This window comes from Bradyrhizobium sp. P2_E8, from assembly GCF_056403875.1.
In genome coordinates this window covers 1-11,998 of the sequence record NZ_JBFUES010000117.1, presented here as the reverse complement: position 1 = coordinate 11,998, position 11,998 = coordinate 1, and the positions used below count along the sequence as shown (strand labels likewise).

Below are 11,998 nucleotides of genomic sequence, written 5' to 3'. Positions count from 1 at the left end.
CCCGGAACCAATCCCCGCTTCACCGAAGGCGCCAAGGCGTTCGGCAAGGCGCTCGCCGAGAACAACATCCGCCTGGTCTATGGCGGCGGCTCGCTCGGCCTGATGGGCTCGGTCGCAACCTCCGTCCTCGATAACGGCGGCACCGTCACCGGCATCATCCCCGAATTCCTGCGGATGCGCGAGAATGCGCTGACGCGCGTGCAGGAGATGATCGTCACCCCCGACATGCACGAGCGCAAGCGACTGATGTTCGAACGCTCCGACGCCTTCGTGGCGCTGCCGGGCGGCGTCGGCACGCTGGAGGAGCTGGTCGAGCAGTTGACCTGGAAGCAGCTCGGCCGTCACGCCAAGCCGGTGCTGCTCGCCAATATCGACAATTTCTGGGAGCCGCTGTTCTCGCTGCTGTCGCACATGCGCCAGACCGAGTTCATCCGTGCCGGCCTCTCGGTCGACATCCTCAAGGCCGATCGGGTCGAGGACATCCTGCCGAAGCTGAAGGCCGCCGTGGCAAAGCTCGCCGAGGCGGAAAAAGAGCTCGCTCCGGAAGTGGCGCGCAAGCTCTGACGCCCTACTCCGCAGGAAACGTCACCGCTTCGATCCGGTTGCCGTCGGGATCGACGACGAAGGCCGCGTAGTAGCGCACGCGATCGTGCGGGCGGATGCCCGGCGCGCCGTCGGATGCGCCGCCGGCGGAGAGCGCTGCGGCGTGAAACGCATCGACCTCGACCGTCGTCTTCGCCCGCAGGCAGATGTGCACGCCGCTCTCCGGGGCTACGCGCGGCATGCCCTCGCGCAAGTTGATCCAGAATTCAGGATAGGCCTTGCCGAAGCCGACCGTCCGCGGCCGCGTGACGAGACGCGTGAGGCCGAGGGCGGCGAGCGTCGCCTCGTAGAATGTTGCGGAGCGATCGAGATCGCTGACGCCGACGGAGATGTGGTCGATCATTGGTGCGCTCCCCTCCCCAATTGTCATCGCCCGGCTTGAACGGGCGATCCAGTATTCCGAGACGCCCGAGAACTACCGAGAAGCTGCGGCGTACTGGATACCCCGCTTTCGCGGGGTATGACAGCCGTAGCGGATCTTACGCCGGCGCGCCCGATTTCACGAGCTTGTAGATCACCGAATCCATCAGCGCCTGGAACGAGGCGTCGATGATGTTCGGGGACACGCCGACCGTGGTCCAGCTGTCGCCGTTCTCGTCCTCGCTCTCGATCAGCACGCGCGTGACCGCGCCGGTGCCGCCATTGAGGATGCGCACGCGGTAGTCGATCAGCTTCAGGCCCTCGATGTATTTCTGGTACTTGCCGAGGTCTTTTCGCAAGGCGACGTCGAGTGCGTTGACGGGGCCGTTGCCCTCGGCCGCCGAGATCAGATGCTCGCCGGCGACGTCGACCTTGACGACCGCGAGCGCCACCGTGACGCGCTCGCCGAGCGCGTTGTAGCGCTGCTCGACATTGACGTCGAACTGCTCGACCTCGAAATACTGCGGCACCTTGCCGAGCGTGCGGCGCGCCAGCAGATCGAACGAGGCGTTGGCGGATTCGTAGGCGTAGCCGGCCGCCTCGCGCTCCTTCAGCTCCTCGACGAGACGCGTCAGCTTCGGATCGCTCTTTTCATAGGCGATGCCGGCGCGGTCGAGCTCGGCGATGACGTTGGAGCGGCCGGCCTGGTCCGAGACCAGCACCTTGCGGTGATTGCCGACCAGTTCCGGCAGGACGTGCTCGTAGGTCTGCGGATCCTTGAGCACGGCGGAGGCGTGAATGCCGGTCTTGGTGACGAAGGCGCTCTCGCCGACATAGGCCGCATGCCGGTTCGGCACGCGGTTGAGCATGTCGTCGAGCGTGCGCGACACCTTGACGAGGGTCGCGAGCTTCTCGGCGGTGACGCCGATCTCGAAAGCGTCGGCAAACTCCTGCTTCAGCTTCAAGGTCGGGATCAGCGAGCACAGATTGGCGTTGCCGCAGCGCTCGCCAAGGCCGTTCAGCGTGCCCTGGATCTGCCGCGCCCCGGCGCGCACCGCGGCGAGCGAATTCGCCACCGCCTGCTCGGTGTCGTTATGGGCGTGGATGCCGACGTGATCGCCGGGGATGTGCTTGGTCACTTCGGTGACGATGGCCTCGACCTCGTTCGGCATGGTGCCGCCATTGGTGTCGCACAGCACCACCCAGCGGGCGCCGGCCTCGTAGGCGGCTTTCGCGCAGGCGAGCGCGAAGCTGGCGTCCTCCTTGTAGCCGTCGAAGAAGTGCTCGCAGTCGAGCATCACCTCGCGGCCGGCGGCCTTCGCCGCCGCGACGCTGTCGCGGATCGAAGCGAGGTTTTCCTCTTTGGTCGTCTCCAGCGCGACGCGCACCTGATAGGCCGAGGACTTCGCCACGAAGCAGATCGCGTCGGCCTTGGCTTCCAGCAGCCCGGCGACGCCCGGATCGTTCGAGACCGAGCGCCCGGCCCGGCGCGTCATGCCGAAGGCGGTGAAGCGCGCGTGATTGAACTTCGGCTTGCTGCCGAAGAACTCGGTATCGGTCGGATTGGCGCCGGGATAGCCGCCCTCGACATAGTCGATGCCGAGTTCGTCCAGCATCGCCGCGATGATCTGCTTGTCCGTCAGCGTGAAATCGACGCCATTGGTCTGCGCGCCGTCGCGCAGCGTGGTGTCGAACAGATAGAGGCGCTCCTTGCTCATTGCGATGCTCCGAGCGTCTTCTTCATGGTGGTGTTGGCGAGCCACTCGTCATTGACGGTGATGCTGTTGCGCTGCATGGCGACATAGCCGCGCTTGGCGAAGAAGCCCTGCGCGGTGTCACTGGCATCGACCGAGAGGCTTTTCGCGCCGCGGCCGCCGGCAAGCTTCTCCAGCGCATCGACCAGCATGGTGGCAATGCCCTGCCCGCTGACTGCCGGATGCACATAGAGCATGCGGATGTGGTCGGCCCCTTGCAGCGAGGCGAAGCCGACGGGCGAGCCCTCCAGCGTCGCAATCAGCGTCAGGTCGGCGGCGAGCCGCTTGCCGAACTCTTCGGTTTCCGCAGCCTCCATCCAGGCCTGCTGCTGCGCCTCGGTATAGTCGTCGCCGGTCAGCTCCTCGATGCTCGCAGCGAAGATCGCGGCGAGCACCGGCACGTCATCAGGCAGGAAGGGCCGCAAGCCCGGCTTTGGCAAAGTCTGTCCCATCGTCTTCACCACATCCCATAGAGCTTGAGCGCAAATGCCACCGCGGCGGCGAGCAGCAGGATCTTCAGCGCGATGTAATAGAGCCAGTGCCGCGGAAAAGGCGTGTCGGGCCGCATCATCGCGAAAACTCCCAGGTCGTCACTAGGTTACCATCAGCATCCTTTGCGTCCTTTATGGTCACCCCCATTGCGGCCAGTTCAGCCCTGATGCGATCAGATTCATCGAAATCCTTCTTCGCACGAGCGGCCGCGCGCAAATCGATCAGCTCGGCTATCCTTACATCGAGTTCTGTCTTCTTTGGCGCGAACTTCTTAATCTTCTGGGCTTTGATGCCCTCAATCAACGAAGGATCAACGGCCCCCTTAATCAAGGGGTGGATCTGTTCAATGAACTGACGAACAATTTCGACCGACGCGATCAAGTTCGTTCCGGCCTTTGGTTTTCCGCTATTAAGAAGAGGCTTAAGTTTAACCCCCGCGGCGATGCTCTGCCAGTCGTTGGAAGTAAGCTTGACTATGTTATTTGCTACCGCGGTAAACTCCTCCGCAAGTCGAGCTGCGTTGCTTCGTCCTCCCTTGAAACCAAGGAGATCGAGCACTTTATAGACGGTGTAGCGATCTCTCGCCGAAGCGTGGTCCTTCTTCGTAACTCGATCGATTAGATTCAGCACTGCCGGTGTATTTAGATCGTCGAGCAGCAAGCTAAGGACCTCGTTAAAGAGGCCTTGGCTAATTCGGCTCTGAGTTCGATCGGCGGCGAACTCCTTCCAACTCTTAAGACGGGAAGCCGCTTGCTCCAAGTTCCTCACAGTCCAATCTATCGGCTCGCGATACGGCGTCTGTAGCATGGCAAAGCGCGCCTCTTCACCCGACCATGAGCGTCCCCCAAATCGCTTGGTATTGAGCAGTTCGTGAATAGTGATGAAGTTGCCGAGGCTCTTCGACATCTTCTCGCTTTCGACCTGCAGGAAGCCGTTGTGCATCCAGTAGTTCGCCATGCGCTCTCGGTGGAAAGCGCAGCAGGTCTGCGCGACCTCGTTCTCGTGATGCGGAAACACGAGATCGATGCCGCCGCCATGGATGTCAAAATGCTCGCCGAGATGCTTCCAGGCCATGGCCGAGCACTCGATGTGCCAGCCCGGGCGGCCCTGTGCGCCAATACCGGCCGGCGACGGCCATGACGGCTCGCCGCGCTTGGACGGCTTCCAAAGCACGAAGTCGGTGTTGTCCTTCTTGTAGGGCGCGACATCGACGCGGGCACCGGCGATCATCTCGTCCAGCGAGCGATTGGACAGCGCGCCATAGCGCGGCAGCCCGTCATCGGCCGCGTTCATCGCCTGCGGCGAGAACAGCACGTGGTCCTCAGCGGGATAGGCAAAGCCGCCCTTCACGAGCCTCTCGATGATCTCGCGCATCTCGCCGATATGCTCGGTCGCGCGCGGCTCGACGCTCGGCCGGAGCGCGCCGAGCGCATCGACGTCGGCGTGAAACTGCTTGCCCGTCTGCTCGGTGACCTTGCGGATCGCCTCGTTCAGCGGCAGGCCCGGAAAATCGCGCGCGGCGCGGTCGTTGATCTTGTCGTCGACGTCGGTGATGTTGCGGACGTATTTGACGTGCGCCTCGCCATAGAGATGGCGCAGCAGCCGAAACAGCACGTCGAACACGATCACCGGCCGGGCATTGCCGATATGGGCGAAGTCATAGACCGTCGGTCCGCAGACATACAGGCGGACGTTGCTCGCATCGAGCGGCACGAACGGCCGCTTTTCCCTGGTCAGCGTATCGTAGAGGCGCAATTCCATATGGACACCCGTCGGCTGTTGGCCGGGCGTCCAGTGCTCTCAATGTTTTTGAGAAAAGACGGCTCCAGCCAGCGAATCGCTAGCTCGTAATCTCGCAAATCGTGCAAATGGCGAGGAGACCGTTCATGCGGGAACATATGGGCTATGAGGCGGCCCCGCGTCAAGAGAGCCGCGAAAATGCCGTTCTATCTCCGCAAAGCACGGCCGCTCCGCCATGATGGTTCATCATCATTAACCTTTTGAGTTTATTCGAGATGCTGGCGGTTCCCCCAGCCCCGGTATTTTCATGCGATCCGTACTCGCGCTCATTTCCTGTGCCTCCATCGTCGCGTCATCCGGCGCATTCGCCGAGACCCGCGTCTTCATCATCGCCAACCAGGCGGACGGCTACGGCATCGACCAGTGCCTAGCCAAGGGCGACAAATGCGGCGCGCAGGTCGCGCGCACCTATTGCCAGTCACGGGATTTTGCCCAGGCTTCGGCCTATCGCCGGGTCGATCCCGACGAAATTACCGGCTCTGTCCCCAAAACCGGCGCAAACTGCTCCCATGGCCGTTGCGACGAATATGTCGCAATCACCTGCCAGCGCTGAATTCGCTCGGAGCTGGCGGACCTTAGGCCCAATCTTTGGCCCCTGAAACGACGTGACGATGCCGCGGGAAGCGGCTATGGGAGGGCGCGCTTCGGCCCTTCATGTCACATTGGGCCGTGACCTCGCTAGAATGGCGGATATGCCTGAATTTTTGACTCTCTCCCGTGCCCGCTCGATCCTTGCCTGCACCGTGCTCCTGAGCACCGTGATGCTTGCCAACGGCGCCTTCGCGCAGGCCGGACCGCCCGGACCGCCGCCTCAGACCGGCCAGAACGGGCTCGGCCCCAATCCGATGTGCGTGCGACTGGAAGGGCAGCTCGCCGCGCTAGATCGTGGCGGCGGCGGTGACCCCGCGCGCGAAGACCAGATCCGCCGCTATCAGGATTCCCAGGCCAAGCAGCAGGCCGAGCTCGACCGCGTCACCATGCAGGCCAAGCGCATGGGCTGCGATTCCTCCGGCTTCTTCTCGCTGTTCAACGGCCAGTCGGCGCAGTGCGGCCCGGTCAACACCCAGATCCAGCAGATGCGCGCCAATCTGGACCAGATCACCGGCAATCTCGAACGCCTGCGTGGCGGCGGCCCCGGCGGCTTCAGCCCGGAACGCGACAGCCAGCGCCGCTCGGTGCTGGTGGCCCTCGCCCAGAACAATTGCGGCCCGCAATATGCCAACGCCGCGCAGTCGCAGGGCGGCGGCAACTTCCTGAGCAACCTGTTCGGCGGCAACAACCCCAACAATCCGCAGGCCGTGCCGCCCTCCGATCTCGGCCCGCAATCCGGCACCTACCGCACCGTATGCGTGCGCACCTGCGACGGCGCCTATTTCCCGGTCTCGTTTGCCACCGTGCCGGCGCGCTTCCCGGACGACGAGAAGACCTGCAAGGCGCTGTGCCCCGCCGCGGAAGCCGTGCTCTACACCCACCGCAATCCCGGCGAAGACATGAACTCCGCGGTCTCCGTCAGCGGCCAGCCCTACACGGCGCTGCCGACCGCATTCAAATTCCGCAGCGAGTTCAACCCGTCCTGCTCCTGCAAGGCGGCGGGACAGACCTGGGCCGATGCGTTGAAGTCCGCCGACGACAAGGCCGCGGCCGAACAGCAGGGCGACATCATCGTCACCGAGGAGAGCGCCAAGAAGATGCAGCAGCAGCGGCTCAACAAGGGCACGCCTGCCGCCAATGGCAAGAAGGGTGCGCCTCCCGCGCCGACGACGGCCACCGCACCGGCCGCGACGCCACCGGCGGATACCGGCACGGCTCCGACGAGCTCGGAGAACAAGCCGATCCRCTCGGTCGGCCCGACCTTCCTGCCGCAGCAGCAGAAGTAGGCGCTCACCCGTCATGCCCGGCGCAGGCGGTCGCCGGGCATAGCCGTTTCGCTGTTACTGCTCTCCCTCGCGGCTCCACGGGAAGAGATTGGCCGGAAAGTCCGCTGCGTAGCGCTTTCCCTTCGGGGGCGGCGACGGCTCGTCCGGTGGATTCGGATTCGGCTCGACCACCCGCCGATAGAGGTGCCAGGTCGCATGACCGAGCACCGGGAGGACGACAGCGAGACCGACGAAGAACGGCAGCGAGCCGATCACGAGCAGCGCCGCGACGATCAGCCCCCACCCCGCCATCGCGACCGGATTGGCGGCCACCGCCTGCAGCGATGTACGGATCGCGTCGATCGCCGTCGCATGCCGATCGAGCATCAACGGAAACGATACGACGCTGACGCATAGGGCCGCGACCGCAAACAGGAAGCCGACACCGCAACCGACGATAATGAGCGACCATCCTTCCGGCGTGGTCAGCACGCGGGTTGCGAAGTCGGGAATGCTTGCAGCCGCCGCGTGACCGAAGATAGTGACATAGATCGCGTTCGCGACGCCGATCCAGACCCCGAACAGGACCAGCAGGAGCACGCCGAGCTCGAGCATGGCGCCGAAGGACGGTGCGCGCAGCACCTTGATCGCATCCCATGCATCGACCGCCTCGCCGCGCTCACGGCGACGGCTGAGTTCGTAGAGGCCGATCGCGGCAAAGGGACCGATCAGGGCAAAGCCTGCGGCCAGCGGAAACAGCAGCGGCAGGACCGAATGGCCGAGAACCATCCTGAACAGGACGAGACCGAGAACCGGATAGATCACGCAGACGACGATCGCGTGACTCGGCATCGCCTGGAAATCTTCCCAGCCCAGGCGCAGCACCTCTCTCAAGTCGGACAAGCCGATCTTGCGAATGGGATAAGAGACCGCCTCACCGAACAGGTGCCGCTTTATGATCCTGTCGGGATAAAGAGTGGCCATGGACACACCCTCCTCTGCTGAAAGCCGCGGCGGAGAACGGCGCACTTTCCGGCCACGCGTATCCGCCCTTGTGTGCGGGAGACGCGATCGAGCCGAGTACGGCAGTTCCAGGCTCAACGAGGAAGGAGCTTAGCCGGACGAAACCCGTCGCGACCTGCGCCCCAAGCTTAGCGCGCGCGACGTGGAATGACCAGCACTCCCGACTGGGTGAATTGTGCCTCGCATATTTTGTGCGATGCATCACATCGAGAATGCGACTGACGCTCGCCAGCGTGCACGGCAGCATGGATCGCCCGCGCCAGCTAAGCGTGTTGACATGCTATTGACGCCGGGTTCGCGGGGGATCATTTTAAAAGCATAGACGCCCGCAAAATTGGCGGTCGCGATCGAAATATCGCGACCGGTTGAATGGGCGAGGCAATAGGCGCGGCGATGGCATAGATGTCATCCTAGAAGAGTCCGCCACCGCGACAGACGCGAGCTCCGCCCTGGATTCGTATCCGCAGCCTTCGATGGCAAGGATGGATCAGGATGGCTGTCGCACTGATACTGCTTCTGGTCGCGATCGGCTCGGTGCTGTTTCACCTCTACAGCCCGTGGTGGTGGACGCCGATCGCCACGAACTGGGCCTATATCGACCACACCATCAGCATCACGTTCTGGATCACGGGCTTCGTTTTCGTYGCGGTCATCGCCTTCATGGCTTATTGCGTCTTCCGCTTTCACCACAAAGAGGGAAGACGGGCTGACTACAATCCGGAAAACAAAAGGCTCGAATGGTGGCTGAGCGTCGGAACCGGCGTCGGCGTCGCGGCCATGCTGGCGCCTGGCCTCGTGGTCTGGCACCAGTTCGTGACGGTGCCTGCGGATGCCACCGAGGTCGAGGTCATGGGCCAGCAATGGCAATGGAGCTTCCGCCTTCCGGGCAAGGACGGGCAGTTGGGCACGTCCGACGTCCGCAACATCGCTCCCGACAATCCGATGGGACTCAATCGTGACGACCCACACGCGCAGGACGACGTCGTGATCGAGAACGGCGACCTGCACCTTCAAATGGGAAAGCCGGTCAAGGTTCTCCTCCGYTCGGTTGATGTCCTGCACGATTTCTACGTGCCCGAATTCCGGGCCAAGATGGACATGGTTCCGGGCATGGTGACCTATTTCTGGATAACGCCGATCCGAACCGGAACGTTCGATGTTCTATGTGCGGAGCTTTGTGGCGCTGCTCACTATCAGATGCGGGCCAAGGTCATCATCGACGAAGAGCGTGAATATCACGCTTGGCTGGAGCAACAAAAGACGTTTGCCGAATTGTCGCCGGCAAAAGCCTTCGTGAAGGCGACGTACCAATCCGGTGGCAAGTAGCAAGCTGCCGCTGCGAAGATGGATCGGGTGCATGAGGCCAACGCCTCGCCCCCGATGGATACGACCGAGGAGGTTCTATGGTCGATATTCCATATGAAGGGATCACCGGCATCCCGCCTGCCGAAGTACCTGAGGTCGAGCTCTATCATCCAAGGAGCTGGTGGACACGGTATGTCTTCTCCCAGGACGCCAAGGTGATCGCCATTCAGTATTCGCTGACGGCCTCGGCCATCGGGCTGGTGGCCCTGGTGCTGTCGTGGCTGATGCGGTTGCAACTGGGATTCCCCGGCACCTTCTCTTTCATCGATGCCAACCAGTACCTCCAGTTCRTCACCATGCACGGSATGATCATGGTGATCTATCTGCTCACSGCGYTGTTCCTGGGCGGCTTCGGCAACTACCTGATCCCGCTGATGGTCGGCGCCCGGGACATGGTCTTCCCTTATGTGAACATGCTGAGCTACTGGGTCTACCTGCTCGCAGTCCTGGTGCTGGCCTCGACATTCTTCGTGCCCGGCGGCCCCACCGGCGCCGGCTGGACGCTATACCCGCCGCAAGCCATCCTCTCCGGAACGCCCGGGCAGGATTGGGGCATCATTCTCATGATGTCGTCCCTGATCCTGTTCATCATCGGCTTCACCATGGGCGGGCTGAACTACGTGGTCACCGTGCTCCAGGCGCGCACCCGCGGCATGACGTTGATGCGCCTGCCCCTGACGGTGTGGGGCATTTTCACGGCCACCGTCATGGCGTTGCTGGCATTCCCTGCGCTCTTCGTTGCCTCGGTCATGCTGCTGCTCGACCGTCTGCTGGGAACCAGCTTCTTCATGCCCTCCCTCGTCGAGATGGGACAGCTGTCGAAATATGGCGGCGGCAGCCCGCTGCTGTTCCAGCACCTGTTCTGGTTCTTCGGCCACCCCGAGGTCTACATCGTCGCCCTGCCCGCCTTCGGCATCGTCTCCGATCTGATCAGCACGCATGCGCGCAAGAACATCTTTGGTTACCGCATGATGGTCTGGGCCATCGTGGGGATTGGTGCGCTCAGCTTCGTCGTGTGGGCACACCACATGTATGTGAGCGGCATGTTCCCGCAATTCGGGTACTTCTTCGCCACCACGACGCTCATCATCGCCATCCCCACCGCGATCAAGGTCTATAACTGGGTGCTGACCCTGTGGCGCGGCGACATTCATCTCAGGGTGCCGATGCTGTTCGCCCTCGGCTTCATCATCACCTTCGTGAATGGCGGCCTCACCGGCCTCTTCCTCGGCAACGTCGTCGTGGACGTGCCGCTTTCGGATACCATGTTCGTGGTCGCGCATTTCCACATGGTGATGGGCGTGGCGCCGATCATGGTCGTGCTCGGCGCGATCTATCATTGGTACCCCAAGGTCACGGGACGGATGCTGAACGACGTCCTCGGCAAGTTTCACTTCTGGGTCACCTTCCTCGGCGCCTACCTGATCTTCTTCCCCATGCACTATCTTGGACTGCTCGGGGTTCCGCGCCGGTATTTCGAACTCGGCGACGCGGCGTTCATTCCGCCCTCGGCCCATTCACTGAACGCCTTCATCTCCGTGGTGGCCCTGACCGTCGGCTTCAGCCAGATGGTGTTCCTGTTCAATCTGGCCTGGAGCCTGTTCAAGGGTGAGGCCTCAGGCGGCAATCCGTGGCGGGCGACGACGCTGGAGTGGCAGACGCCGGAGACGCCCCCAGGGCACGGCAACTGGGGCAAGGAGCTCCCGATCGTGTACCGCTGGGCCTATGACTACAGTGTGCCTGGCGCCGCGGAGGACTTCATTCCGCAGAACCAGCCGCCACGCGCGACGCAGCTCGTTCAGGGAGCTGCTTCGYGAGCGCCATCATCCTGTTCCTGGCTGTGCTTGCGATGATCGCCGGATGGTGGCTGTCGCAGCAGCGGCTGACGGCCAAGCCCTGGCTGGAGGAAGGCGCGGTCGGTGACTTCCCCGGCGGCGATAGCATGACCTGGCCGGCAGCGAAGGTCGGACTTGGCGTGTTTCTCGCCGTCGCGAGCGCATTATTCGTCCTGTTCATCAGCGCCTATTCGATGCGCATGAGCGTGGTGGACTGGCGGCCGCTGCCGGTACCGCGGCTGCTGTGGGTCAACACGGGCGTCCTGGTCCTGAGCAGTGTCGCGCTGCAGTGGGCGTACGTGGCTGCCGGGCGACACGATACCGAGAGCGTCATGATCGGCCTGCTCGTTGGCGGAGCATCTGCCGTGATCTTCCTCGCCGGACAGCTCCTGGCCTGGCAGCGGCTCGGGGCTGCCGGATATTTCGTGGCGTCCAATCCGGCGAATTCCTTCTTCTACCTGTTGACCGCGGTGCACGGGCTGCATCTGACGGGCGGTCTGGTGGCCCTGGGCCGAACCTCAGCCAGGATGTGGCGTGGCGCCGAGATCGCCGAGATGCGATTGAGCGTGGAACTGTGTGCCATCTACTGGCACTTCCTGCTGCTGGTCTGGCTTGTCCTGCTCGGTCTTCTCACGGGCTGGACCGATGATTTCGTCGACATCTGCCGCCAATTGCTGAGCTAGGGAGGCGAGACCAGATGGCTGAGACCGTGCTGACAAATTCGGGCCAATCGACTGCGCGGCTTGAAGGCTGGCGTGGCATCGCCGCCGACTGGGCGTCCGATCAGCGCGCCTTCAAGAACGTGTCCTGGGGCAAGGCCATGATGTGGATCTTCCTCCTCAGCGACACCTTCATCTTCAGTTGCTTCCTGCTCTCCTACATGACGGCGCGCATGTCGACGACCGTGCCG

Annotated in this window: 11 protein-coding genes and 1 pseudogene; 7 read left to right on the top strand and 5 right to left on the bottom strand. The window is 63.1% G+C overall.

The genetic code is table 11. The annotated features are described in order from the left end of the window. Positions 1 to 564 (top strand): LOG family protein (locus AC1D00_RS09260; protein ID WP_477010460.1); only part of this gene is annotated, 564 nt, incomplete at its 5' end. Positions 565 to 568: 4 nt separating this feature from the next. Here the strand turns inward: AC1D00_RS09260 and AC1D00_RS09255 are convergent. The 4 genes from AC1D00_RS09255 to cysS form a co-directional block, all read right to left on the bottom strand. After that, positions 569 to 946 carry a VOC family protein gene (locus AC1D00_RS09255; RefSeq protein WP_477010459.1) on the bottom strand — a complete coding sequence of 126 codons (378 nt, stop codon included), beginning with the start codon at positions 944 to 946 and terminating at the stop codon, positions 569 to 571. Positions 947 to 1,082: 136 nt separating this feature from the next. Continuing rightward, positions 1,083 to 2,681, bottom strand: a complete 1,599-nt coding sequence (gene cimA, locus AC1D00_RS09250) for a citramalate synthase (protein ID WP_404555386.1) — start codon at positions 2,679 to 2,681, stop codon at positions 1,083 to 1,085. Then, positions 2,678 to 3,169, bottom strand: a complete 492-nt coding sequence (locus tag AC1D00_RS09245) for a GNAT family N-acetyltransferase (protein WP_477010458.1) — start codon at positions 3,167 to 3,169, stop codon at positions 2,678 to 2,680. Before AC1D00_RS09245 ends, cimA begins: the two co-directional genes overlap by 4 nt. A gap of 115 nt (positions 3,170 to 3,284) precedes the next feature. Then, positions 3,285 to 4,970 (bottom strand): cysteine--tRNA ligase, encoded by a 1,686-nt coding sequence (gene cysS, locus AC1D00_RS09240; protein ID WP_477010457.1) that lies wholly within the window; start codon positions 4,968 to 4,970, stop codon positions 3,285 to 3,287. Between the two features lie 286 nt (positions 4,971 to 5,256). On the opposite strand from cysS, the gene AC1D00_RS09235 reads away from it, so the two are divergent. Together AC1D00_RS09235 and AC1D00_RS09230 are read left to right on the top strand one after the other, a co-directional pair. After that, the gene (locus AC1D00_RS09235) at positions 5,257 to 5,562 is read left to right on the top strand and encodes a hypothetical protein (RefSeq protein ID WP_477010456.1); all 306 of its coding nucleotides are present in this window, start codon (positions 5,257 to 5,259) and stop codon (positions 5,560 to 5,562) included. 130 nt (positions 5,563 to 5,692) lie between these two features. Further along, complete coding sequence (locus tag AC1D00_RS09230) at positions 5,693 to 6,886, top strand: DUF2865 domain-containing protein (protein WP_477010455.1); 1,194 nt, start codon at positions 5,693 to 5,695, stop codon at positions 6,884 to 6,886. A 54-nt stretch (positions 6,887 to 6,940) separates the two neighbouring features. Here the strand turns inward: AC1D00_RS09230 and AC1D00_RS09225 are convergent, their stop codons facing one another. Next, positions 6,941 to 7,849: a DUF2189 domain-containing protein gene (locus tag AC1D00_RS09225; RefSeq protein ID WP_477010454.1), complete on the bottom strand. Its 909-nt coding sequence runs from the start codon at positions 7,847 to 7,849 to the stop codon at positions 6,941 to 6,943. A 531-nt stretch (positions 7,850 to 8,380) separates the two neighbouring features. Here AC1D00_RS09225 and AC1D00_RS09220 point away from each other — a divergent pair. From AC1D00_RS09220 to AC1D00_RS09205, 4 genes and pseudogenes are all read left to right on the top strand, one after another. Further along, positions 8,381 to 9,214, top strand: coding sequence for a cytochrome c oxidase subunit II (locus AC1D00_RS09220; RefSeq protein ID WP_477010453.1), 834 nt, complete (start codon positions 8,381 to 8,383; stop codon positions 9,212 to 9,214). Between the two features lie 77 nt (positions 9,215 to 9,291). Further along, complete coding sequence (locus AC1D00_RS09215; protein ID WP_477010452.1) at positions 9,292 to 11,106, top strand: cbb3-type cytochrome c oxidase subunit I; 1,815 nt, start codon at positions 9,292 to 9,294, stop codon at positions 11,104 to 11,106. Further along, a complete protein-coding gene (locus tag AC1D00_RS09210; protein WP_477010451.1) occupies positions 11,103 to 11,771 on the top strand; it encodes a cytochrome c oxidase subunit 3 in 669 nt (222 codons plus the stop codon). Before AC1D00_RS09215 ends, AC1D00_RS09210 begins: the two co-directional genes overlap by 4 nt. 14 nt (positions 11,772 to 11,785) lie before the next feature. Next, positions 11,786 to 11,998 (top strand): annotated as a pseudogene (locus AC1D00_RS09205) (bb3-type cytochrome oxidase subunit IV); the annotation flags it as partial.